The 24,468-nt window shown below is 71.8% G+C and carries 21 protein-coding genes; 15 read left to right on the plus strand and 6 right to left on the minus strand.

Translation table 11 applies throughout. From position 1 onward, the window contains the following. The first annotated feature begins 90 nt into the window (after positions 1 to 90). The 13 genes from asnB (WH85_RS26940) to WH85_RS27000 are packed head-to-tail and all read left to right on the plus strand — an operon-like array spanning position 91 to position 16,576. The gene (gene asnB, locus WH85_RS26940) at positions 91 to 2,019 is read left to right on the plus strand and encodes an asparagine synthase (glutamine-hydrolyzing) (protein ID WP_045744803.1); all 1,929 of its coding nucleotides are present in this window, start codon (positions 91 to 93) and stop codon (positions 2,017 to 2,019) included. Next, positions 2,016 to 3,266, plus strand: a complete 1,251-nt coding sequence (locus WH85_RS26945; protein ID WP_045744804.1) for a glycosyltransferase family 28 protein — start codon at positions 2,016 to 2,018, stop codon at positions 3,264 to 3,266. Before asnB (WH85_RS26940) ends, WH85_RS26945 begins: the two co-directional genes overlap by 4 nt. Next, complete coding sequence (locus tag WH85_RS26950; protein WP_045744805.1) at positions 3,263 to 4,303, plus strand: prenyltransferase/squalene oxidase repeat-containing protein; 1,041 nt, start codon at positions 3,263 to 3,265, stop codon at positions 4,301 to 4,303. The genes WH85_RS26945 and WH85_RS26950 overlap by 4 nt, the downstream gene beginning before the upstream one ends. Beyond that, entirely contained in the window at positions 4,300 to 5,085 is a 786-nt protein-coding gene (locus WH85_RS26955) for a geranylgeranylglyceryl/heptaprenylglyceryl phosphate synthase (protein WP_063775547.1), read from the plus strand. The genes WH85_RS26950 and WH85_RS26955 overlap by 4 nt, the downstream gene beginning before the upstream one ends. Before the next feature lie 10 nt (positions 5,086 to 5,095). After that, on the plus strand, positions 5,096 to 6,607 hold the full coding sequence (locus WH85_RS26960) for a B12-binding domain-containing radical SAM protein (protein WP_045744835.1): 1,512 nt from the start codon (positions 5,096 to 5,098) through the stop codon (positions 6,605 to 6,607). Next, positions 6,597 to 7,772, plus strand: a complete 1,176-nt coding sequence (locus WH85_RS26965) for a hypothetical protein (protein WP_045744806.1) — start codon at positions 6,597 to 6,599, stop codon at positions 7,770 to 7,772. The genes WH85_RS26960 and WH85_RS26965 overlap by 11 nt, the downstream gene beginning before the upstream one ends. Further along, positions 7,759 to 8,925 (plus strand): glycosyltransferase family 2 protein, encoded by a 1,167-nt coding sequence (locus WH85_RS26970; protein ID WP_211275451.1) that lies wholly within the window; start codon positions 7,759 to 7,761, stop codon positions 8,923 to 8,925. The genes WH85_RS26965 and WH85_RS26970 overlap by 14 nt, the downstream gene beginning before the upstream one ends. Next, entirely contained in the window at positions 8,922 to 10,511 is a 1,590-nt protein-coding gene (locus tag WH85_RS26975) for a carbamoyltransferase C-terminal domain-containing protein (protein ID WP_045744808.1), read from the plus strand. The genes WH85_RS26970 and WH85_RS26975 overlap by 4 nt, the downstream gene beginning before the upstream one ends. Then, positions 10,508 to 11,380 carry a hypothetical protein gene (locus WH85_RS26980; RefSeq protein WP_052720821.1) on the plus strand — a complete coding sequence of 291 codons (873 nt, stop codon included), beginning with the start codon at positions 10,508 to 10,510 and terminating at the stop codon, positions 11,378 to 11,380. The genes WH85_RS26975 and WH85_RS26980 overlap by 4 nt, the downstream gene beginning before the upstream one ends. Beyond that, positions 11,380 to 13,305, plus strand: a complete 1,926-nt coding sequence (gene asnB / locus WH85_RS26985; RefSeq protein WP_045744809.1) for an asparagine synthase (glutamine-hydrolyzing) — start codon at positions 11,380 to 11,382, stop codon at positions 13,303 to 13,305. The genes WH85_RS26980 and asnB (WH85_RS26985) overlap by 1 nt, the downstream gene beginning before the upstream one ends. Then, positions 13,299 to 14,078 (plus strand): glycosyltransferase family 2 protein, encoded by a 780-nt coding sequence (locus WH85_RS26990; protein WP_211275452.1) that lies wholly within the window; start codon positions 13,299 to 13,301, stop codon positions 14,076 to 14,078. The genes asnB (WH85_RS26985) and WH85_RS26990 overlap by 7 nt, the downstream gene beginning before the upstream one ends. Then, on the plus strand, positions 14,078 to 15,448 hold the full coding sequence (locus tag WH85_RS26995) for a glycosyltransferase (protein WP_052720823.1): 1,371 nt from the start codon (positions 14,078 to 14,080) through the stop codon (positions 15,446 to 15,448). Before WH85_RS26990 ends, WH85_RS26995 begins: the two co-directional genes overlap by 1 nt. 39 nt (positions 15,449 to 15,487) lie before the next feature. Next, positions 15,488 to 16,576, plus strand: coding sequence for a polyprenyl synthetase family protein (locus WH85_RS27000; protein ID WP_052720824.1), 1,089 nt, complete (start codon positions 15,488 to 15,490; stop codon positions 16,574 to 16,576). A gap of 33 nt (positions 16,577 to 16,609) precedes the next feature. Here WH85_RS27000 and WH85_RS27005 read toward each other — a convergent pair whose 3' ends face one another. From WH85_RS27005 to WH85_RS27030, 6 genes are all read right to left on the minus strand, one after another. Then, on the minus strand, positions 16,610 to 17,317 hold the full coding sequence (locus WH85_RS27005; RefSeq protein WP_045744810.1) for an ABC transporter permease: 708 nt from the start codon (positions 17,315 to 17,317) through the stop codon (positions 16,610 to 16,612). Continuing rightward, positions 17,314 to 18,003, minus strand: a complete 690-nt coding sequence (locus WH85_RS27010) for an ATP-binding cassette domain-containing protein (protein WP_052720825.1) — start codon at positions 18,001 to 18,003, stop codon at positions 17,314 to 17,316. The genes WH85_RS27005 and WH85_RS27010 overlap by 4 nt, the downstream gene beginning before the upstream one ends. A gap of 108 nt (positions 18,004 to 18,111) precedes the next feature. Continuing rightward, positions 18,112 to 19,134, minus strand: coding sequence for a hypothetical protein (locus tag WH85_RS27015; protein WP_045744811.1), 1,023 nt, complete (start codon positions 19,132 to 19,134; stop codon positions 18,112 to 18,114). Then, positions 19,131 to 19,955 (minus strand): class I SAM-dependent methyltransferase, encoded by an 825-nt coding sequence (locus WH85_RS47440; protein WP_052720826.1) that lies wholly within the window; start codon positions 19,953 to 19,955, stop codon positions 19,131 to 19,133. Before WH85_RS47440 ends, WH85_RS27015 begins: the two co-directional genes overlap by 4 nt. Then, a complete protein-coding gene (locus WH85_RS27025; protein ID WP_045744812.1) occupies positions 19,945 to 20,223 on the minus strand; it encodes a phosphopantetheine-binding protein in 279 nt (92 codons plus the stop codon). The genes WH85_RS47440 and WH85_RS27025 overlap by 11 nt, the downstream gene beginning before the upstream one ends. Beyond that, positions 20,204 to 21,775 (minus strand): AMP-binding protein, encoded by a 1,572-nt coding sequence (locus WH85_RS27030; protein WP_045744813.1) that lies wholly within the window; start codon positions 21,773 to 21,775, stop codon positions 20,204 to 20,206. Before WH85_RS27030 ends, WH85_RS27025 begins: the two co-directional genes overlap by 20 nt. A 440-nt stretch (positions 21,776 to 22,215) precedes the next feature. Here WH85_RS27030 and WH85_RS27035 point away from each other — a divergent pair, with 440 nt between their 5' ends. Further along, positions 22,216 to 23,475: a nucleotide sugar dehydrogenase gene (locus WH85_RS27035; RefSeq protein ID WP_045744814.1), complete on the plus strand. Its 1,260-nt coding sequence runs from the start codon at positions 22,216 to 22,218 to the stop codon at positions 23,473 to 23,475. A gap of 13 nt (positions 23,476 to 23,488) precedes the next feature. Continuing rightward, on the plus strand, positions 23,489 to 24,451 hold the full coding sequence (locus tag WH85_RS27040; protein ID WP_045744815.1) for an NAD-dependent epimerase/dehydratase family protein: 963 nt from the start codon (positions 23,489 to 23,491) through the stop codon (positions 24,449 to 24,451). The last annotated feature ends 17 nt before the right edge of the window (positions 24,452 to 24,468 follow it).

Genomic DNA, 24,468 nt, shown 5'->3' on the forward strand with positions numbered 1-24,468 from the left:
CACGTCACGACCGATTTCCACGACCAGCCAGGGAACAGGGCCGGCCCGGCGCCGCCGCACCGGTGGAACCGCTCAGATCAAGGACGCGGCATGTGTGGATTCGCAGGATTCAGCCACGTCGGTTTCGGCGTTCGGCAGGGGCAGGACCTCGCCCGGGAGATGCTCTCGGCGCTGCGTCACCGCGGACCGGACGGTGCGGCGATCGGCAGGCACGGCGCGGTCGTGCTGGGGCACTGCGCTCTGCCGTTCACCGATCCGGCCGGTGGACGGCAGCCGATGATCACCATCTCCGGCCACACCGCGCTGGTGTTCAACGGGGAGATCTACAACGTCGCCGAGCTGCGCCGGGAACTGCTGGCCGCGGGAGTTGCCCTCCGGACCGGCTCCGACACCGAGGTCCTCGCCGAACTGCTGGAACGCGAGGGCGCCGGCGCGCTGCGACGGATCCGCGGGATGTACGCGTTCGCCGTCCACGACCGGCGCGACGGCAGGATCCTGCTGGCCCGCGACCCGCTCGGCAAGAAACCGCTCTACTACTTCCCGGACGGCGCCGGTCTGGTGTTCGCCTCCGAGCTCGGGGCGCTGCGCCGGCACCCGCGGTGTCCCACCGGCCTGGATCATCAGGCGGTCGCCGACTACCTCGTCCTGCAGGCGTTCCCGGCGCCGTCCACGGTGCTGGCCGGCGTGCGCAAGGTTCCTCCGGGCACCTACCTGGAATGGTCCGCGGGCTCCGCCCGTACCGTCGTCTTCTGGAAGCCCACGCTGCCCGCCGAGAGGGACCGGCGCTCGGCCGCCGGTGCCGAGACCGGCCTGGAGGCCGTGTTGCGCGCCGCGGTCGCCCGGCGCGTCGAGAACACCACGTCACCGTTCGGTGTCCTGCTCAGCGGCGGTCTCGACTCGAGCGTGGTGGCGGCGCTGGCCAAGCAGGTCACCGGGCGTGCCCCGGCCACCTTCTCGGTCGGGTTCACCGATCCGGCCTTCGACGAGAGCGACGCCGCGGCGGCCGTCGCCCGCCACCTCGGCACCGAGCACCACCATCGGCGGCTCGGCCCCGCGGACCTGGTGGACGGGCTGACCACCTGGTACGACCGGGTCGACGAACCGCTGGCCGACTCGTCACTGCTGCCGACCGTGCTCGCCTGTCAGCTCGCCGGCCGTCAGGTACGCGGGGTGCTCACCGGCGACGGCGCCGACGAGGTGCTTCTCGGTTACCGCTACTTCCAGGCCGAGAGGCTCCTGGGCCTGCTGGACTCCCTGCCCGGTCCCATGGCCGCCTGGCCGGCCGCCGCTCTGGGCCGCCTGCCGGTACGGCACGGGAACCTGCCGGCGACGACCGTGGCCCGGCGGCTCGGCCAGGCCCTGGGCTGCCCGCCGCAGCGACGGTTCCTGCTGGCCGGGGCGCCGTTCGCGCCGAGTGAGACGGCACGGATCCTCACCGTGCCGGTGACCGGCCGGCCGTTCGCCCGGGTCGACGCGGCGGTGGCCGGGCATCCGGGGCTGGGCTCGCTCGAACGCAGCCAGCTCGGCATCATTGCGCACTTCCTGAGCGACGTGATCCTCACCAAGGTGGACCGCGCGTCGATGCTCGTCTCGATCGAGGCGCGGTCGCCGTTCCTGGACGAGGCGGTCGTGGACTTCTGCGCGAGTCTGCCGGCCGGCCGCAAGATGCGCCGGTTCACCGGCAAGCACCCGCTGCGCCGGATCGCCGCCCGGATGCTGCCGGCCGCCGTCGCGTACGGGCCGAAGACCGGGTTCCGGGCGCCGATCGGCACGCTGCTGATCGGCGAGTTGCGCCCGCTGCTGCTGGAGACGCTCAGCCGGGAGCGGCTCGACCGGCACGGGCTGTTCCGCGCGGACACCGTAGCGGGGCTGATCGGCGAGCACCTGAGCGGCCGGTCGGATCACGCCCGGAAGCTGTGGGCGCTGCTCTGCTTCCAGATCTGGCAGGACGCGGTTCCCGGCCCGGCGGCCGGCGCCCGTCCGGACATGCGCGTCACCATCATGGAGGAAGTGTCATGACCGATCCACGGATCGTCATCGTGTCGCCGCGAACCTGGGGCCAGTTCGGCAATTTCCTGGCCGCCACCCGGCTCGGCGGGGTGCTGCGGGAACGTCTGCCCGGTCATCGGGTGGACGTCTGGGAGGCCGAGACCACTCTGCCCTGGATCGGCGAGTACGGCGCGCGGATCGCCGCGATCACCGCGGACTCACCGGACACGGCGACCCGCAGCCGGCGGTACCTCGCCCTGATGGCCGAGATCGAGGCGGCATACCCGGCCCGGTTCGAGGCCGGCCCGTCCGGCCCGGTGGCCGGCCGGGTCGCCGGGCTGCGGGCCGCCCTCGAACAGGCCCGGCCGGATCTGGTCATCGGCACCAAGGGGTTCGTCGCCCGGCTCTGCAAGGCCGCCCTGGCCGGGGCCGCTGTGGACGCCCCGGTGGTCAGCTACGTGACCAACCCCGGCCTGCTGGACCTGCCCATCCACCGCAGCGTCGACCTGGACGCGATGACGGTTCCGTTCGACTGGACCCGCGAGCGGTTCTGCGCGGAGAGCGGCGCCGACCCGGCCACCGTGCACGTGGTCGGCCCCCTGGTGGCCCGGCACGATCTCGGCGCGTTCGTCAGCGCCGAACCGGACTCCGCCGAGCGGTCCGGCTGGCCGGCGCCGGCCGGCCCGGAACCTCGCCCCAAGATCGTGGTGTTCAGCAACCGGGGTGGGGACGACTACGTCCGGATCCTGCACCATCTGGCCGCACGGCACCCCGCCGTCGACGTCGTGTTCGTGGGTTACAACGACCCCGCCCTGATCGACAAGGTGAGGGGGAACGTCGACGCGGCCCGGTGGCGCTTCCACACCAGGCTCACCCAGCGGGAGTACTTCGCCTACATCGAGGGTGCCGCCGCCGCCGAGCACGCCCTGCTCATCTCGAAGGCCGGCCCGAACACCACCCTGGAAGCGGCCCACTTCGGCATCCCGGTGCTGATGCTCGAATCCGGTCTGCCCATGGAGGGCTGGGTGGGCGGCCTGATCCACGAGTACGGGCTGGGCCGCTGCCGGGCCACCGCGGGTGAGCTCATCGCCGACCTGGACGAGTGGCTCGGCGACCGGGCGCGGATCACCGCCGGCAAGCGAGCCGCCCGGACCTTCGCCTCGACCGTGCTGAACCAGGACGCCACCGTCGAGCGCCTCGAGAACGTCATGCGCCAACTACTGGACCGGCGGGGCCTGACGGTGACGGCCGGCGCACAGGAGAGGAATCAATCGTGACGGAGAGTACCGTCGACATCGCCGAGGGGACCGCGGTCCGGCGCGGCCTCGACTTCCTGCTCGGGCGCCGCGAGGCGGACGGCCGGTGGGTCGACTACGACCTGCTCGGCCCGAGCGACGACTGGATCACCGCATACGTGGCGAGCGTCCTCGTCCGGCTGCCGGACGAGGAGGCGGTCCGCGCCGGGCGCCGGGCGGTCGACCTGTTGGTGCCCGAGCAGCACGACAACGGCGGATGGAACTACAGCGAGGTCGCTCCGGAGGACGCCGACAGCACCGGATGGGTCCTCCACCTGGCCGAGCTCACCGGCCGGGCGGACGAGCCGTGGGCGGTACGGGGCCGCGAGTTCCTCAGCGCCCACGTGCACGACGACGGACTGGTCTCGACGTACGTGTTCGATCTGGCCGTCGCCGCGTTCGGCCGGTACCCGGTCGTGCCGTCCTGGGACGGCTGGTGCGGCGGGCACATCTGCGTGACCGCCGCCGTCGCCGGGATCGAGCGTCTGCCGGAACGCGATCGCGTGGTCGCCGGGCTGCTCGCCGCCCGGCTTCCGGACGGTCACTGGCCCGCCTACTGGTGGATCGACGCCGAGCTGAGCACCGCTCTGGCCGTCGAGTCCCTCGCCTCGGTCCCGGGCACCGAGCAGGTCCGGGCGGAGGCGGCCCGCTGGGCGGCGGACCGTATCGGGCCGGACGGCGCGGTGACGAACCACCTGCACCCGGAGGGCTCGCCGTTCGCCACGGCCCTGGCTCTGCGTACCGTCGCCGCGGGAGATCCCGGCTTCGGCGGTGACCGGATCCGGGCCGCCGCGGAGTGGCTGGCCCGCCATCAGCGGCCGGACGGCTCCTGGGAGCCGTCGGCACGGTTGCGGATGGTGCTGCCCTGGGAGACCGATCCGGACTCGTACGAGGACTGGTCGTTCGACGGCGTCGGCCGAGCCTGCCTGGGCACCATCGCCCGGGACACGTTCGGGCTGCACACCACGGCGACGGTCCTGCGGGCGCTTCAGGTGGCCGCCGACAGGGCCGGATCGTGACCGCCGGGGCGTACCGGCGGGATGTGCTGGCGCATCTGCGGGCGCACCGCGGCCATGTCATCCACGTCATCGATCCTTTCAAGATCGACGTGGCGGAGGCGGTCGAGAAGACCCGCGCGGTCACCGCGGCGGGCCTGCCGGCGCTGTTGCTGGCCAGCACCGATTACCAGGACTTCGCCACCCGCATGCCGGCGTACGTGGCGGCGGTGCGCGCCGCGACGGACATCCCGACGATCCTGCACTTCCCCCCGGCGCCCGGCCATGGCTTCCCGGTCGTGGCGGAGGCGGACAGTGTCATGCTGCCAGCGCTGCTCGGCTCCGACGACCCCTACTACGTGTGGAAGAGCCTGCTGGAGACGTACGCCCTGGGCAACGCGGCGCCCCCGGCGCCCCAGCCGCTGCTGTCCGCGGCGCTGACCTTCGGCTCGGACGACCGCTCCTACTCCCGGATGGGCACCCGGCCGATCGCCCAGGACGAGCAGTCCGTCACGGCCTGCGCCGAGCAGGCCCGTCACTTCGGCTTCGACATGGTCTACCTCTACTCCCGCCACGACCGGGTGACCCCGCGAACCTGCGAGATCTTCCGCGAGGTGCTGGCGCCCGAACAGTTGCTCTTCGCCAGCGGCGGCGTGCGGACCCCGGAACAGGTGGATGCCTACCTGGGGGCCGGCGCCGACTACGTGATCTTCGCGGGCGCACTCGAGACCCCGGACTGGCGTGCGGCCCTCGACCGGATCCGCTCGGCCGGCCGCCTTCCGGGCCGCACACTCACCCTCACCTGAACGGATCAGCATGCCTAGACAACTCGTGGTCCTCAACAATCCTCAGGCGACCGGGGCCTCCTGCGGCACGGGCGCGGTCGCGGCGGCACCGGAGCGGTCGGCGACACCCCGATGGCGCAAGCGGAAGCTGCGCATCGCTCTGGTACGCCACCACGACCTCTGTCTCAACACCCGGCAGATCAGCCAGATCCAGCGCCGGGCCGGCGTCCTGCCGCACCTCGGCCTCGGCTACATCCACACCGCGCTCCAGAGCGCGGGTTTTCACAACGTCATCCAGGTCGACACCCCGGCCCTCGGCCTGGACGGTGAGGGGCTCCGCAAGCTGCTCGCCGATTTCCAGCCCGACCTGGTCGGGATCAGCACCACCACTCCGGGGCTGCCCGGCGCGCTGGAGGCGGCCGAGGCCGCGAAGAGCACGGGTGCGAAGGTGATCCTCGGCGGACCGCACACCGAGGTGTACGCCATGGAGAACCTCTACCACGAGTCCCTCGACTACGTGGGCGTCGGCGAGGGCATCACCATCATGGTCGATCTCGCCGAGGCACTGGAGAAGGGTGACGACCCGGACGGCATCCGCGGGCTGGTCACCCGCACCTTCGACGGCGGCGCGGCCCCGATGGTGAACCTGGAGGACGTCGGCTGGCCGGAGCGCGAGGGCCTGCCGATGGACAACTACTACTCGATCATGGCGCCGCGGCCGTTCGCCACCATGATCTCCAGCCGGGGATGCCCGTTCAAGTGCAGCTTCTGCTTCAAGCAGGCGGTCGACAAGAAGTCGATGTACCGCAGCCCGGAGGACGTCGTCGGGGAGATGACGCTGCTCCGCGACCGGTACGGCGTTCGCGAGATCATGTTCTACGACGACGTGTTCACACTCCACCGCGGCCGGGTCTACGAGATCTGCGAGCTGATCAGGTCGACCGGGCTCAAGGTCCGCTGGGAGGCGCCGACCCGCGTCGACCTGGTGCCGGACAAACTCCTCGCCGCCATGGCCGGCGCCGGTTGCAAGCGGCTCCGGTTCGGCATCGAGCACGGTGACAGCGAGATCCTGCAGCGGATGAACAAGGAGAGCAACGTCGGCAAGATCGAGAAGGCGGTGACCTCCGCCTTCGACGCCGGGATCAAGGGTTTCGGCTACTTCATCGTGGGCTGGCTCGGCGAGACGAGGCAGCAGCTGCAGTCCACCGTGGACCTCGCGTGCCGGCTTCCGTTGGACTACGCGAGCTTCTACACCGCGACCCCGCTGCCCGGGACACAGCTGCACAAGGAGTGCGTCGCCGAGGGGGCCATCCCGGCCGACTACTGGGACCGGTTCGTGAAGGGTGAGTTCAACGTCCGGCTCAACCACCTGGTGCCGGACGCCGAGGCGCGGGCACGGTACGCGTACCGCTCCTTCTTCCTGCGCTGGCAGATGGCGAAGCCGCTGCTCGGCCACGCCGCGACCACGGGACAGTGGCGCAACACCGCGTCCGGCGTGATGAGCCTGGCCAAGTCCGACAACAACACCGACCGTGACTTCTGAGGCCGGCACGGCCCGCCGGGACCGGCGGACCACTCTGCAACGGCTGGTCGCCCGGGGGTACGAGCCGGCCCGGCCGCCCGCCGGGGCGGTCACCGTCGTCCACCGCGGGACGGTCACGACGGGAGTGCCGGACGGCCTTCCGCACGGCGGACTCGGGGTGCTGCTTCCCACGTACGTGAACCGGTGCGGCCCGGAAGAGCAGGCCGCCGCGGTGTGGCACGTCCTGGACCGGCTGGCGCCCGTGCGGGCAGCGCATCCGGCGTTGCCCCTGACAGTGTGGATCGGCATGCAGTCCGAGGACGGCGACGCGCGGGCGATCGAGCGGGTCACCACCCTGCTCGGTCACCTCCGGGTGCCGGCCGGGCTGACGGTGGCCGGCGTCGCGCTGGCCGGCCGGGGCAAGCTGATCACCACGAACGCCGTGCTGCGGGTGACCGCCGGCCTCGGCTACATCGGGTGGCTCTGGGTCGACGACGACGTCGAGCTGGCGCCGGACTGCCTGGAGCGGCTGGTCACCCGGTTCTTCGAGCGCGGCGGCACGGGTGCGGTGGGCGCCAGCGAGGTGGCGCAGGTCAGCACCACCCCGTCGGCCCGGGTGATGGACAACGTCTCGGCGCACACCGCGCCGCCCTACGAGTACCCCGCTGCCGGCTGCATGCTGGTGGCTGCCGACGTGGTGGCCGGCGGCATCTCGCCGCGCTGTCTCACCGACGACGGATTCGTGCTCTTCGAGCTGCTCGAACGGGCACCCGACGGCGGCCCCGCCGACTTCGAGGTCTTCGGCGAGGCCCGCTGCGGGTTCTGCCGGATCGGCCGGGCGGGGGACACCCTGATCCGGCTGCGCCGGTCGATGTACAGCCACGTGGTCCTGATGGCCGACTATCCGGTACGGGCCGCGCACTGGTACGCCACCCGCTGTCTGTTCTACGGCCTCTGGCCGGTGGCCCCGTGGGACGGCCGGCGGGGTATCGCCCGTGGTCTGATCCGATGGCTGATCAAGGCCCTCTACCTCGCCTGGTTCTGCGTCGTGGTCGCCTCGCTGGCGTTCCGCGGCCTGGCCGGGCGGCCGCGGCGCAGCGTGAGCTGGGGCACTGACGGCGACTTCCGGACCGCCCTGGACGGCACGACGGCCGGCACGGGAGGGGGCGCCGATGGCCGTTCGTGAGCCCGCGCTGCTCCGCGGCCTGCGCCGCGGGATCTCCCGGGGCTACCGTCCCAGCGGCACCTGGCGCCGCCCGGTGGTCTACCTCGGCGCCGACGGCACGGCCACGGCCCGTCCGCCCGCCCCGCCGGCGGCCGTGCCGGGCGCACCGAGCTTCGCCTTCGTCCTCCCCACCCATCTGCGCCGGTACGACGAGGCCGGCCACCGTTCCTGGTTCCGCGACGTGCTGGCCCAGTTCGCGGGGCCGGTGGGGACCGGTGCGCAGGTCATCGTCATGGTCGGTATGCAGTGGATGCGACCGGAGGAGGAGGCCGAGGCGATCGGGCGCCTCCGGTCGCTGGCCGCCGAGACCGCGGGGCACGATGCCGTCCACTTCATCGGTCTGTCCCTGCCCGGCCCGGGTAAACCCGCCACGCTCAACGCCGGCATCGCGGTCGCCGACGAGTACGACCTCACCGCGGTCGGCTGGGTCGACGACGACATCCGCCTGGAGCCGGGCTGTCTGGCCGCCATGATCGAGGACTTCGTCCGGGGCGGATGCCGGGGTGCGGTCGGCGGCACCAAGGTGCCGCACGCCCGCAAGTACGCGACCTCGCGCCTGTTGCACCGGCTCAAGGCGCTGACCGCGACCGCCACCAACTATCCGCACGGCTGTTGCCTGCTCGTCGAACGGGCGGTGGTCAGCGGCGGCATCCCCGATCGCTATCTCTGCGACGACGGCTACGTCTGCTTCCGGCTGCTCGACCCGGAGGCCGCGGACCCCCTGCGGCACCTGCGGCTGGTGCCCGACGCCCGGTGCCACTACGAGGTGGCCGGCCCGGCCGGGCAGACCGGCCGGCGCATCCGCCGGCTTCTGCTCAACCATGTCATCTACCTGGCCGACTGGTCCTACCCGGTGTCCCGCCACTACTTCCGGAGCATCCTCTTCTCCGGCATGTGGCCGCTCACCGATCTCGACCGCTCCGTCGGCCTGCGGCACGGCGCGGCCAAGTCCGCGATCAAGTGGATCTATTTCTGCTGGTTCGGCCGTACCGCCGCGGAGCTGTGGTTCCGCGGGCTGTTCCGCTGCCCGCTACGGCAGGTGCAGTGGGCCGAGTACGTCGCACCGGACTCGCCGGGAGCCGCTGGTTCCCCTCTGACGGAGGTGTCAGCATGAAGGTTCTCTCCCTCCACTCACTCGGCCACGACGCCGGCGTCTCCTACTTCGAGGACGGTGTCCTGCGCTTCTCGATCGAGGCGGAACGCCTCAGCCGGGTCAAGCACGACGGCCGGGTGGACGACGCCCTGGCGTACGTGTTGCGGTCCGCGGCGATCGATCCGGCCGCCATCGACCTGGTAGCGGTGAGCACGCCGTTCTCGCACGCACTGCTCGGCCTGCCCGACCTCGACGCGGCGCTCGCCTCGATCGAGGCCGGGAACCCGCACTTCCGGACGACCACGACGATGCTGGGACACCCGGTGGACTGCGTGATCGTCACCCACGAGGTCTCGCACGCCGCCCTCGCCGCGCACTACGCCGGGCATACCGAGGGGTGCGTCGTCCTGGTCAACGAGGGCCGGGGTCAGATCACCCGCAGTTCCCTGTTCCGGATCGAGCAGGGGATGCTGCGCTGGCTGGAGAAGGATCCGTTGCCCTGGTACGGCAACGGCTTCGGCTGGAGCGCGCTGGGTTACCTGTTCGGCTTCGGCAAGAGCCCCAGCGTGGCCGGCAAGGTGATGGCCCTCGGCGGTTACGGCCGGCCCCGGGGCGACGTACGCGAACTGCTGCTCGGTGTCCGGGGTGACGTCATGGACGATCCGGCCGCGGCCCGTGCCGTTCAGCTCGACCTCGCCGGACGGCCGCAGTTCGCCCGGGACTTCCAGACCATGGCCGACGTCATCGCCACCTTCCAAGACCTGTTCACCGAACGGGTCTTCGAGTTGCTGAGCCGCTGGACCGGGGTGCCGGCCGGAGTGGACGTCGCCCTCGGCGGCGGGTGCGCCCTGAACATCGTCGCCAACGCCGAGCTGCGCAGCCGCCTGGGCCGGGACATCGCGATCCCACCGGCCTGCGGGGACAGCGGGCACTCGATCGGCGCGGGCGTCTACGCGATGAAGTACGTCCTGGGGCAGCACGTGGCGCCGTTCGGGGTCTACGTCAACGGCCGGCCGGAGGACACCGGCGATTCGGCGGCGGCTCTGACCGCCGCCGGCCTCACTCCGATCGCGTACGACGGGAGCGCCGCCGCCCGTACCCTGGCCACCGGTGGTGTGGTGGCCTTCCTGGAGGGCGCCGCCGAGGTCGGGCCCCGGGCGCTGGGGCACCGTTCGCTGCTCGGTGATCCGAGCGCCGACGGCATGCGCAAGCGCCTCAGCGAGGAGCTCAAGCGCCGTGAATGGTTCCGCCCGCTCGGCGCGGTGATCCGCGACGACACGTTCGTGGAGCTGTTCCCCGGTCAGCACCCCTCGCCGTACATGCTTTTCAACTACGACGTGCGGGAGGGGCTGTTCCCGGAGGCCCGGCACGTCGACGGCACCAGCCGGTTGCAGACGCTCACCGCCGCCGACCACCCCCGCCTGTACGACCTGCTCGGCGAGTTCCATCAGATGAGCGGCGTCGGTGCGTTGATCAATACGTCGCTCAACGGGCCGGGCAAGGCGATCGCCCAGTCCAGCCAGGACATGATCGACGATTTCGGCGGCCAGGACGTCGACCTGTTCGTGAGTGGTGACGTGATGGCGTACCGGGCGCGTGCGCGGTGAGTGTCCCCGCCGCCTACCGGGTCCCCGCCGGCGTGCCGGCCGACCTGGCCGCGGAACTCGACGACAGCCACCGCTACGTGAGTGGCGTCCTGATGGAGACCATGCGGGAGTTCCAGGCCTCCCCGGAGCTGGTCCGGTACGTCGGTGATCTCCGCCTCTACCTGCGGGCCGCGAGCCTGCTGACCATGTGGCTGCCCGGGCACCGCCTCCGCCGGGAGGTCGCCGTCGAGGTCGGCATGCACATCGCGGCGATGAAGCTCTTCGACGACCTCCTCGACGACGACAGCGGTTTCGACCGTTTCGAGCTGGGCCTCTGCCTGCTGCTGGAGCAACGCGCGGTGTCCCGGCTCGCCGCACGGTCCGGTGACCCGGCCGCCGTGCTCGCCGTCCTGGAGTCCAACTTCGTCACTGTCGGCCTGGGACAGCTCAGGACCAAACGTGAGCCGGCCGCCGGCCTGGCGAGCTGGCGCACCCACGCCGAGACCTACGGCGGCTGCTTCCTCAGCCTCTACGGCACCCTCGCCGCGCTGGCCGGCCGGACCCCGGCCGCGTCTGCCGCCGCGACCGACTTCGGCTGGGGCTTCGGCATGATCGTCACGATCGCGGACGACCTGCGCGACTACGAGAGGCACGGGGAACGGGCCGGTAACCTCGGCCATCTCCTGCGCACCGGCCGGGTGACCGAGGCCGAGCTACGCGCGCTGGTCGAGGAGGCCCGGGAACGCGCCACCCCGCCCGCCGGGCTCTGGTGCGCCCACGACGTCCGCCCGATGATCGACCGGTACGCCGACGACGTGCTGGACCGTTGCCTGCCGGTGCTGCTCGCGCTCCCGGACGACGGACCACCACCGCCCGGTGGACAGCCCTGATGTGCGGTGTAGCGGGGTGGGCGACGACTGATGATCCCGATCCGGACGTCGTCCGGTCGATGCTGGCCGCGCTGGCGCACCGTGGCCCGGACGGCGACGGCCTGCATGTGGGCGCCGGCATCGCGATGGGCATGCGGCGCCTCGCGATCGTCGACGTGGCCGGCGGCGCCCAGCCGATGGTCAGCGAGGACCGTGCCGTGGTGGCGGTGCTCAACGGCGAGATCTACAACCATGGGCACCTCCGGGCCGAGCTGACCGCTCGGGGCCACCGCTTCGCCTCCGGCAGCGATGGCGAGTGCCTGGTCCACCTCTACGAGGAGTACGGCGACGCTCTCGTGCACCACCTGCACGGGATGTTCGCGTTCGCGATCTGGGACGCGGTGGCCGGGCGGCTCCTGCTCGGCCGGGACCGGGTCGGCAAGAAGCCGCTGTTCTGGCGCCGCGTGCCGGGCGGACTGCAGTTCGCGTCGGAGCTCAAGGCGTTCGCCGCGGATCCGGCCTTCCCCCGCGAGGTGGACCCGGAGGCCGTGCACGGCTTCCTCGCCTGCCTGTACGTCCCGGGCGCCGGCACCGTCTGGCGTGATGTGCGCCGAGTGGCGCCCGGCTCGGTGCTGACCTGGGAACGCGGGCTGATCCGCGACCACCGCTACCACACGCTCGGTGTCGCGCGGCCGTCACCGGTCGGCTTCGACGAGGCGGCCGCGGAGCTGCGGACCCGGTTGCTGACCGCGGTCCGGATGCGGCTGACCGGAGAACGGCCGATCGGGTTGCTGCTCTCCGGTGGCGTCGACTCCTCCGCGGTCCTCGCCGCGGCCGTCCGCTCCGGGCACGGCACGCTGCCCACCTTCACGATCGGCTTCGACGACGCCGCCACCGATGAGCGGCGTTTCGCCCGGGCGGTGGCCGGCCGGTACGGCACCGACCACCACGAGTGGGTGCTGGGAACCGATGTCCTGCCCCTGCTGGAGGACCTCGGCGCGCAGTTCGACGAACCGTTCGCCGACTCGTCCGCGATCGCCACCTTCTATCTGGCCCGGATGGCGAGCCGGCACGTGACGGTGGTGCTCAACGGCGACGGCGGTGACGAGTGCTTCGGCGGGTACGACAGGTACGCCCTGATGGCGGCCGGCGCCCGGCTCCGGCTGCCGGCTCCGGTCGGCGCCCTGGCGGTCCGGGCCGGCGCCGCGATGGGACTGTCCACCCGCGGCGCCCGGGTCCGGCGTGCCGGACGGTTCCTGGAGCTGGCCGGCCGTGACCCGGCCGACCGGTACGCCGCCCTGATGTCGGCGTTCGAGCCGTTCCGGCTGGCCGGTCTCTACACGCCGGAGTTCGCTCGCCGGGTCGGCGCCCTGGACCCGATGCGGCATCTGCGGACCGCTTGGACGGAGGCCGCCGGCCGTCCGCTGATCGACCGGATGCTCACCGTCGACCAGCGCACCTACCTCGCCGGTGATCTGTTGCCCAAGATGGACCTGGCCACCATGGCGCACGGCGTGGAGGCCCGGTCGCCGTTGCTGGACCAGGATCTGATGGCCTGGGCGGACGGCCTCCCGGCGTCTTACAAGGTCGCCGACGGGGTGGGGAAACGCCTGCTCAAGCATGCGGTGCGGGACTGGCTGCCGGAGGGGGCCGCCGAGCGCCCGAAGGCCGGCTTCGGCATCCCGATGGACGACTGGCTCCGCGGCCCGCTGCGCCCGCTGGCCTGGGACCTGCTCACCGACGCGACGGCCCGCCGGCGTGGAGTGTTCCGCCCGGACGCGGTTCGCCGCCTCCTCGGCGAACTCGACGCCGGGCAGCGCCACGGCCGCCGGGTGTGGGCCATGGTCCAGCTGGAGTCCTGGTACCGCCGGCACGCCGACCGTCCGCGCCCACCGGCCGGGCTCGGGACCGGTGCTTACGGAATCGAGGAGGAACGCCCGTGCTGACCGTGATCGTCCCGCACTTCCGCAGTGCCGCCTATCTCCCCGCCGCGGTACGGTCGGTGCTCACCCAGTCGTTCCGCGACCTGCGGCTGATCGTGGTGGACGACTGTTCCCCGGAGGACGACTGGCTCGGCGCGCTGGCGCCGTTCCGCGGCGATCCCCGGCTCACCGTGCTGCGGACCAGCCGCAACGTCGGCCACCTCCGGATCAAGAACGCCGTGCTGCCCCGGGTGACGAGCCCGTACATCGGCTTCCAGGACGCCGACGACGAGAGCGAGCCGGACCGGTTCCTGGTTCAGGTGGCGATGCTCGAGCGTGGCCGTGCCGACCTGGTGGGCTGTGGTTACACGCAGATCGACGAGGAGGGCCGGGAACAGGGGATCCGGCGGTTCCCACGGCACGGCAACCTCTGGGTACGGATGGGCCGCTCCACCGTGGTGCACCACCCGACGACCGTGGTGCGCCGCTCGGTGTTCGACCGGCTGGGCGGGTTCGACGGCACGGCGGTGTTCGGTGCGGACACCGACTTCCAGCTCCGCCTGGCCCGGCTTTACCGGATTCGCAGCACCCGCCGGCTGCTGTACCGCTACCGGGTGTGGCCGCAGGGGCTGACGTCGGCGTCGGAAACCGGTTTCGGCTCGCCGGCCCGGCGTGAGTACACGGCCCGGATGCTCGCCATGGAGGAGCGCCGCAAACGTGCCCGGAGCCGCTCCGAACTGCTCGACCTGCTGGTGGCACCGGCCAACGACGTGGCGTTCGATCTCGAGGCCGTCTGATGGGGACACCCGCCGTGGACGTGGTCGTGTCATCGCGCGGCGGCTGGCGCCCGGTCGTCACGGCGCTGCGTGCCCAGACCCGTGCCCCCGGCCGGATCATCGTGGAGTCCGCCGCCGGGCCGGACGAGTTGCCGGAGGACGTCGTCGCGGCGCGGCCCGGCCGGGGGATCGCCGCCGCCGGTGCCGAGTTCGTGGCGTTCCTCGACGACCTCGACCGGCCCGGCCCGGGGTGGCTCGAGGCCGTCGCCGCGGCGGCCGGGACGGCGCCGGGGGAGGGGCCGGACGTCATCGGCTGGGGCGTGCTGACGGTACGGGCCGATGGGATCGTCGAGCGGGTCGATCTGCCACCGGTCACCGCACCGGCCGGCAGACGGCCGCGACCCGGCACCGCGGTACGCCGTGCCGCGCTGACCGACGGCCGGCTCGCCCGGGATGCCGGCGCCACCGGCATAGCCCGTCTGCTGGTGACTCGCCGGCCGGCTGGTTCCGTTCCGGCATCGGCGGAGACGGGCGATCCGCTCCTGGTCAGCGTGGTGCTGCCGGTTCGCGACGCCGCCTCGACCCTCGGCGAGCAACTCGCCGCCCTGGCCGCCCAGGACTACGCCGGACGGTGGGAACTGGTCGTGGTCGACAACGGATCCACCGACCGGAGCATGGCGGTCGTCGAGGAACGGCGCCGGTCGCTGCCGGCGCTGCGTACCATCGCCGCGCCCGGCGCCCGCAGCGCGGGAGTCGCGCGCAATGCCGGTGTCCGTGCCTGCGCCGGCGCTCTGGTGCTGTTCTGTGACGCGGACGACGTCGCCGATCCCGGCTGGATCTCGGCGATGGTCGCGGCCCTGGCCGAGGCCGACATGGCCGGCGGCAGGGTGGAGTGCGCCGTGCTCAATCCCGGCCTCGCCGGTGAGGAGCCGGCCCAGTTGCCGGACCAGGGCGAGGCGCTCCCCTTCGCCCGCAGCGCGAACTGCGGGATCCGCCGGTCGGTCCTGACCGCGGTGGGCGGCTGGGCCGAGACCTTCGCCGGCGGGGCCGGCGAGGACGTCGACCTGTCCTGGCGGGTGCAGCTCGCCGGCTACCGGCTGGTCTACGCACCGGCCGCCCGGATGGGCTACCGCCTGCGGGCCGACCTGCCCGGCTTGGCCCGGCAGAAGTGGGCCTACGGCTTGACCGGTGCGCTGCTCTACCGCACCTTCCGCAACGCCGGTTACCGGCGTCGTCCGTGGCGAGCGGTGCTGCTGAGCTGGCTCTGGATGATCCGGCATCTGCCCGATCTGGCACGCCGGGGTATGCCGCGGCGTCGCTGGATCCGGTACGCGGCGCGGCTGGCCGGTTTCGCGGCGGGCAGCCTGCGGCACCGCGCGGCCTACTTCTGACCAGCGGCCACCGGTCCGCGACATACGAGGAGGAACGGAATGACCAGTACGAACGAAGCTGTCGCCACGGACCCGTTGGTGCTCAGCCAGGACGTCGCCCGGCGGGAGGTGGACGACGTCTTCGTCCGCTTCCTGGAGGGAGCCCGACGTACCTGCGACGACGAGGGCTGGCGGTACGGTCTGGACACGGTGGAGGAGTTTCTGCTCGGCTCCGGCAAACGGGTCCGGCCGACCTTCTGCCACCTGGGCTGGCGCAGCGCCGAGGGCGGCTCCGACGCGGGCATCGTCGCGGTGGCGGCCGCTCTGGAGATGTTCCACGCATTCGCGTTGATCCATGACGACGTGATGGACCGCAGCGACACCCGCCGGGGCCGGCCCACGGTGCACGTGAGTCTGGCCGGGCAGCACGATCGCCTCGGCTGGCGGGGCGACGCGGCCCAGTTCGGCCGCAGCGCCGCGATCCTCTGGGGCGACCTCTGTCTCACCTGGGCCGACCAGCTCTTCCACAGCGCAGGACTGCCGGCGGAACGGATGCAGCCGGCCTTCGAGACCTTCCGCGCGATGCGGTCCGAGGTGCTGCTCGGGCAGTACCTCGACATCCGTGGCGAGGCCGTGGTCGCCGAACCGGCCGCCTGTTACCGGATCCTTCTGTTGAAGAGCGCTCGCTACACGGTGGAACGGCCGTTGCAGATCGGCGCGAGGTTGGCCGGCGCCGATGAGAGGATCCTCGGCATCCTGTCCCGGTACGGTGTCGCACTCGGTGTCGCGTTCCAGCTCCGGGACGACGTCCTGGGTGTCTTCGGCGACGACGGGGAGACCGGCAAGTCGGCGATGACCGACCTGCGGGACGGCAAGTCGACGGTGCTGATGGCGATGACCCGGCAGGCTGCCTCGGCCCCGCAGCTCGAGGTGCTCGACCGCTGGCACGGCAACCCGGATCTGGACGATGCGGGTGCGGCCGAACTGCGTCAGGTGATCGTGGACACCGGCAGCCTGCGCGAGGTGGAGCGGGTGATCGACGAGCGTACCGAGGAGTCGGTGGCGGCCCTGGCCGACGCCGGCCTGCCTGCCGACGCGGGCCAGGCGCTCACCACGATGGCCTGGACGTTGGGGCACCGGACCCGATGACCGCTGTGCCGCACGCGGCCCCGGGTGGTGTGGTCAGCGGGTGCCCGCGGGGACCGGCTGGGTCAGCACGTGGATGTGCTTGCGGCGGCGCAGCCGGATCGCGGTCACCACGGCGGCGAACAGGATCAGGCCGGCGGTCACGCCGAGTCCGTGCTGGAGACCGCGTTGCAGGTAGTCGTCGCCCACGGGGTCGACGATGTAGGTCCCGATCTCGCGGGACGACCAGAAGGGCAGGTACTTCGCCGAGTCCTTCGCCGGGTCGATCGCCATCTGGACGCCGACGAAGGCGATCAGCACCAGGGTGCCCTCCAGGTCACGCGGCACCAGCGCGCCGATCAGCATGCCGAGCGGCACCGCGATCGCCGCGGTGAGGGCCAGCATGACGGCCAGCGCGCCGGGGCGCTGGATGTCCTGGTCGAAGTAGATGAGCAGGAAGTACGCAGCGGCGATCGTCCAGGAGATCAGGAGCAGCGCGACCAGCCGGCCCACCAGCAGGGTCACCCAGGAGTAACCGACCAGCCGCAGCCGTGGCTCGACGGATTTGGCCGAGTTGCTGGAGAAGAGGCCGGCGGTGCTGGCGCCCCAGCCCAGGCCTAGGCTGGCGAACCGGATGGCCTGGCCGGTCTGGTCGTGGCGGGCCGCATAGAAACCGAGCGGCAACAGGAAGAGCAGGCCCAGCACGGTCCGGCGGCGGGCCAGATCACGCAGCACCATCTCGGCGACGGTGAACATCTTGGTCATCGGTTCCGCTCGTTTCCGGTCGGAGTGAGGTCCAGGACCTGGTCGACCTTGTCCATGGCGTTGAGCATGTGGGTGATGACGACGATCGTGTGCCCGGAGTCGCGTAGCCGCCAGATGACTTCCCAGAAGTCGGTGTAGGTGCCACGGTCGAATCCCTGATAGGGCTCGTCGAGCAGCAGGATGTCATGACCACCGAGAGTCGACAGGATGACGTTGAGTTTCTGCCGGGTGCCGCCGGAGAGGTGGCGGCTCTGCACCTTGGGGTCCGGCGACCAGCCGAGCAGGGCGGCCATCTCGTTGCCCCGGGCCAGGGCGACGCCGCGTTTGAGCCCGTCGCCGCGGCCGAAGAGGACGAAGTGTTCGCTGGGCCGCAGGAAGTCGAAGGTGCCGCCGACCTGCGGACAGTAACCGACGGACCCGTTCACCTCGACCTGGCCGCTGGTGGGGGAGATCAGGCCGGCGCAGATGTTGAGGAAGGTCGACTTGCCCGCGCCGTTGGAGCCGATCACGGCCGCCACCTCGCCGGCACGGACCTCGAAATTCACGTTCGACAGCACCTGGCGGCGGCCGAACTTCTTGGAGATTCCGGTGGCGCGCAGCCGCACCGGGCGCGGGGGCGACATCATGTGGCCGCCGGCCTGCGGTCGCCGGTCCGGCGCCTCACCGGAGTGTTCGCTCGTCCACATTGCTGACTCAGGGCTCCCTTCGCTGCGGGGGCAGCATGTTCCGGCGGTCTGGTGACAGCACCGGTTCCGGGTGTGGCTCGGTCGTAAGCAGAAACACACATTCTACATTTACCGGTCAATAGCGAAGAATTCCTGACCGAGGGCGCCACAGGGCCCCTCGGCGTCCCCGAAGGTCAGGAAGGCCCGTTCCGAACCTGCCTCCGCCACCTCGGCGGCGAGTGCGGGGGACATCAGGAAGTGGCGATCCCGGCCGCGGGGCCGGAACCCTCGCTGTCGTAACGGCTCACTCCAGCGTGCGTCGATGAACGAGGCGAGGACCACCGACGCGCCGGCCCGGACGAGCCAGGCGTGCGCCGCGGACAGGACGGCCCCGGCGTCCGAGGGGGCGGCGAATGCATCCCAGAGAACGCCCACCCGCAGCGACCGGAACCGCGGATGCCGGCGGAAGCGGCGGATCCCGGTGACCACCCAGCCGGCCACCTCGCCGTCCCGGCGCACCACCAGGCGGTGGTAACCGTGATCACCGGGCGGGTAGACCGCGCGCATGGTGGCGGCGTCCCGGCCGGCCACGAACGAGTATTCCCGCGCGTTCCGGGTCCACAGGGTGTCGGTCCAGTCGCCGAAGTCCGGTTCGACGCTGGTCCGGACGCCGGCCGGTGCGAGCCGTCGGGGGCTCAGCGCGGGCGGGCCCCACCAGACCATGGTCGGTCCGGCCGTCGAGCGCCAGCGGAACATGCCGAACAGGTCGAGCATCTCCGGTCGCGACTCCAGCCCCCAGCCGTACAGCCGGGGCTGACGGCGCATCATGTCCTTGATGATCGAGAACGAGGTGCGGGCATGCCGGCTGTCGGCAGCGCCCTCCGAGTAGGGGCCCTGCACCGAACCGACGGCCCGCTCCGCGCCGCCGACGAGGACCCGCTCGTGGCGCAGGACGTATCCGCCGTGCGCCTCGCCGTCCGCACCGAGCGCCACGAACAGTTCCCGGTGCGTCGGGCTGCCCGGCGCCGGCGCGAGCCAGTCCGGCACCGGATCCTCGAAGAAACCGGTCGCCCCGGCCGCGGTCATCCGGGCGTTGAAGGCCCGCACCAGGGGCCGCCACCGCTCCTCGTGGGTCACCACCCGGATGGTCAAGACGTCCCGTTCTCCGCCTCGACCCGGACGTGCAGCAGGTGCAACGTGTAGGGGACGCCGGCGGGGGTCGCGAGGCCGCCGATCGCGGAGCGGATCTCGGCCTCGGCGTCCGCGCGGTCCTCGCCGCCGGCCGCCAGCATCTGCCCCTCGATCCGGACCCACCAGGCCATGTGCCCGTCCACGGTGTCGTAGCGGGTGTCATACCACTCGCTGACGGTGACACGCCGGTCCGGCATCGCCGCGGTGAAGACGGCGGCCGCCTCCTCCCGGGTGAGCTGGCGGCGCAGCCCGGCCGCGGCGAACACCCGTGCCGGACCGAACCGGCGCAGGAAGACCGGGGTGGTGGCCTTGATGAACTCGCGCCCACTGAACCGTCCGATGAAGAACAGGTCGGCGTGGCCGTCCGGGGACAGCACCCGGCCGATCTCGGCGGCGCCGGCCGCCGGGTCGGTGACCCAGTGGAACGCCATCAGGCTGTAGAGGTAGTCGACCGACGCGGCCGGCAGCGGCAGCGCTTCGAAGCGGCCGTCGACGATCTCCACCGCGGACAGGTCGCGGGTGCGTTCGGCGGCGATGGACCGCAGGCCCGCAGCCGGTTCCACCCCGATCAGCCGGGTCTGCGGGGCGGCCCGGCCGAGCATCTCGCGCAGCGCCGCGCCGTCGCCGGAGCCGATGTCGGCGATCGTCCGGTCACGCGGGCGCGGGCCGAGCCGGGCCCAGAGCTCCCGGGTCGCCAGCCCCCAGCACGATGCCTGATTGTCGGCGCCGGCATAGTCGTGAGCTCGTCGTGAGTAGGTGTCGATGATCGGATCAGCGGGCATCGGCCGGCTCCGCGGCGGCGTAGACCCGGCACAGTCGGGCCACGGTGGCCAGGTCGTCGACGTCCAGGTCGACCAGATCGACGGTACGTCCGGACGACTCGGACAGGAACGTCATCAGATGGATGAATCCCAGCGAGTCGAGGACACCGAACTCCAGCAGGTCGGTGTCGGCGCGGACCGGCACGTCGGCGGTCTCCCGGTCGACGCGGTGCTCGTTCACCCACCGCAGGGCGTCCGCGGTGAGGCTGTCAGCTGAGAACGACGTCATGTCGGCCCTTCTCGAGGAGTGCGGCAGCCGCCTTGCGGTCCAGCTTGCCGTTCGGGTTGCGGGGGATCTCGTCGAGGACGGCCACCCGGCGCGGGACCATGTAGCGGGGCAGCGTCCGGGCGCAGGCCTCGAGGATCGCGTCCGGGCCGCGACCGGCGCCGCGGGTGACCACGGCGATCAGATAGCGCGGCGCGGTGGCGTCCGGCCAGGGCACGGTCAGCGCGTCCGCCGAGTCGCAGGCCGTCCGCAGGACGTGGTCGACCTCGAGCAGCTCGACCCGGAACCCGCCGATCTTGATCTGGTCGTCGACCCGGCCGTGGAAGCGCAGCGCGCCGTGGGTGTCCCGGTGGACCAGATCGCCGGTGCGGAACCAGTGGCCGTCCGCCCGGGTCACGAAACGGTCCGCAGTGCGCCCGGGGTCGGCCCAGTAGCCGCTGGTGACCTGGGACCCGGACAACCACAGCTCGCCGGTGTCGCCGGGTGCAACGGCCTCGCCGTCAGCCGTCACGATCGTGCTCTGCCCGGGGAAGGGCCACCCGATCGGCAGGACACCGTTGCCGTCGTCGTCGCGCCACGACTCCGCCGGCGGCTGGTAGCCGGTGATGGCGATCGTCGCCTCGGTCGGGCCGTAGAGATTGTCCAGCGTGGCGGACGGCGCCGCGGCCTGCCACGTGGCGGCCACCCGGCTGATCAGCGGTTCGCCGCAGAACAGGCTCCAGCGCAGCGACGGCAGGACGCCCGGGCCCAGCACACCCAGACCGCCCGCCCGGGCGGCGGCGGAGGGGACGCTGAACCACGTGGTGAGCCGGTGCCGGCGGATGAAGGCGGCCGGTTGCAGCAGCGCCCGGGCGGAGAGCGGGTGCAGGCAGGCGCCGGACTGCCAGGTGGCGAACATGTCGTGCACGCTCAGGTCGAACGTCAGCTCGAAGGTCTGCGAGGCGCGGTCGCCCGGCCCGAGATCGTGCCGGCCGGCCACGGCGTCGAGGTAGGCCGCCACGTTCCCCGGGCTGACCGGCACCCCGCTTGGTGTGCCGGTGGTGCCGGAGGTGAACAGCAGGTAGGCGGGGCCGGGCAGGTCGGCCGGATCGTGCCGTGTGGGCACGCCGTCGACCGGGTCGGCCCGGACCACATGGTGCCGGGAGGTCACGTCCACCCCGGGGTCGCCGCCGCCGAGCAGCACGATGGTGATCGGATGGGGGAGGGCGGCGGTCAGCCGGCCCAGTCCGGCGACGGCCGGCTCGTCCACGATCAGGGTGTCGGCGCCCGACGCGAGCAACATCGCCGCGTTGCGCCCGGCGGGGTAGTCCGGGTTCAGGGGGACATAGGCCCGGCCTGCCCACATCGTGGCGAGGAGCGCCGCGTAACCGGTCGCGTTCCGGGCCACCAGGACCGCGCCGAGCGCCGGCGCCGGCCCCGCGGCGGGCAGGGCCGCGGCGATGCGGCGGGTGCGGGCCAGGAGAGCGGAGTAGCTGACCGCGCGGTCGTCGTGGACGGCCGGATGATCGGGAAAGCGGCGGACACTGGTGAGCACCCGCTCCAGCGGCGAGATCATGGAGCCGGGGCGTGGGCGTCGGGCATGGACCGGATGGTACTCCACTGTGGAATATCTTGTCCGACCCGGAATTAGTACAATTTTCCATTGCCCGTAATCAAAGCCTCCGGTATTGCCGGACGTTCCGAAACCCGGATCTTGCGGCCGCTGATGTGCCTGATTACAGTGGATTCCCGGGCGGGTGGCGCAGGAAGCGCAGGCCCGGAATTCGCGTGGCTCGCTCTCGTGCCCGATCAGGGCCCGGTCTCCACCCCGCCGTCACGGCGGTTTCCATCCGCAATTCGACGGGGCATCGGGGGGCACCGTTGCGCGACAAGATCATGCATCCGCCGGGGCGGGCGGACGTCCGTGCCGATCCACCGGAGCCGCTCCGGCGGCGCGGCGATGCCGCCGGGTGGGAGAGCAGCCAGACCATGGCACATGATCCGCCCGGCTCGCGAATGTCTTTCGACCTGGCGGTGGTCGGCCTGGGCTATGTCGGAATGCCACTCGCCCGAGAGGCGGCGACCCGCGGGTTGCGTGTTCTCGGGGTGGATTCCGATAGCGAGCGGGTGGCGTCACTTAATGCCGGTTTCTCACCTGTCGGCGACCTGTCGGACGGCGAGTTGAGAGCGATGCTCGACGGCGGATTCCGCGTGGTCGCCGACCCGGCGGAACTGGCGTTCAGCGACACTATTGTGGTATGCGTGCCCACGCCATTGGCGGAGGCTTACCAGCCCGATCTCACCGCCGTCGTCCAGGCGATCACCGATATCGCGGAGAACCTGACGCCGGGCACTCTGGTCGTCCTGGAGTCCACCACCTGGCCGGGCACCACCGACTCCGTCGTCCGCCCGCTCCTGGAGCGTTCCGGTCTGACCGCCGGAGTGGATTTCCACCTCGCCTACTCGCCGGAACGGATCGACCCGGGAAACGGTGAGTTCGGGCTGGCCAACACGCCGAAGGTGGTCGGCGGCCTGACACCGGCCTGTCGTGACCGGGCGGTCGCCTTCTACGGGAAGATCGTTCCCCGGGTGGCGCCGACCCGCGGGCTCCGCGAGGCGGAGATGGCCAAACTGATCGAGAACACGTATCGCGCCGTCAACATCGCGCTGGTCAACGAGATGGCCACGTTCTGCGCCGACCTCGGCGTCGACATCTGGGACTCCATCGAGGCGGCCGGCACCAAGCCGTTCGGGTTTCAGAAGTTCCTGCCCGGCCCCGGCGTCGGCGGCCACTGCATCCCCGTCGACCCGTCCTACCTGTCCCACGCCGTCCGCCGGCACGGCTATCCGTTCCGGATGGCCGAACTGGCCCAGGAGATCAACGACGCGATGCCGTCCTGGGTGCTCACCCGGATCCAGCACACGCTCAACCAGGCCGGCAAACCGGTCAACGGCTCGCAGATCCTGCTGCTCGGCATCACCTACAAGTCCGACGTCGCCGACGCGCGGGGGACTCCCGCGCTGCCACTGGCCCGCTCGCTGCGTCGGCTGGGGGCCCGGATCAGGTACGGCGATCCGTTCGTCCGGCACTGGTCCGTGGACCAGCACCTGATCCCCGGTGAGCAGGTGCTCGACAGCGCGGTCGCCGAGGCCGACCTGGTCGTCCTGTTGCAGAGTCACAGCGCCTTCGATCTGGAGATGATCGGCCGTGAGGCCCGCCTGGTGCTGGACACGCGTGGCGTGCTGCAGCGCCGGGGAAACGTCGTACGGCTCTAGGTGAGAGGACCACATGGCGAAGGCACTTGTCACCGGCGGTGCGGGCTTCATCGGCTCGCACCTGTGCGACCACCTCGTCGCCCTCGGGCACGAGGTGCTGATCCTGGACGATCTGTCGACCGGGTCCGCGGCGAACATCGCCCATCTGCGGTCGTCACCGGCGATGCGGTTCGTCCAGGGATCGATCATGGACAAGGCGCTGGTGGACGAGCTCGTGGCCGAGGCCGGACTGGTGTTCCACCTGGCTGCCGCGGTCGGAGTGCACACCATCGTCGACAAGCCGCTGGCATCGCTGCACGTCAACCTTTACGGCACGGAGAACGTGGTGGAGGCCGCGGCCCGGCACGGCGTCCCGTACGCCATCGCCTCCACCAGCGAGATCTACGGCAAGAACGACGCCGAGCTGCTGGACGAGGACGCCGACCGGATCCTCGGGTCTCCGCTGAAGAGCCGGTGGTCGTATGCCGCGGCGAAGGGGCTCGACGAACTGGTGGCCATGGAGCACAGCCGGGCGAGCGGTGTGCCCTGCGTGATCTTCCGGCTGTTCAACGTGGTGGGCTCTCGTCAGACCGGGCGATACGGCATGGTCGTCCCCCGGTTCGTCGGCCAGGCGCTCAACGGTGAGCCGATCACCGTCCACGGCACCGGCCGGCAGCGCCGCTGCTTCGGCTCGGTGCACGACGTGGTCCCGGCGATGGCGGCGCTGATGGCGGAGCCGGAGGCGCATGGCCGCGCGGTCAACCTGGGCGGCCGGGAGGAGGCGTCGATCGCCGAGTTGGCCGACCGGGTGCGGGAGCTCACCGGCTCCGCCAGCGATGTCCGGTTTGTGCCCTACCGGGAGGCCTATGGCCCCGGATTCGAGGACATGGAACGCCGCATGCCGGATCTGACCCTGGCCGGCCGGCTGATCGGCTACGCCCCGCAGTACCGGCTGGACGACATCATCAAAACGGTCATCGACGAGCGGGCTTCCTGAGCGACACCTTTGGGAGT

Source organism: Actinoplanes rectilineatus (assembly GCF_000962825.1).
Lineage (GTDB): Bacteria > Actinomycetota > Actinomycetes > Mycobacteriales > Micromonosporaceae > Actinoplanes > Actinoplanes rectilineatus.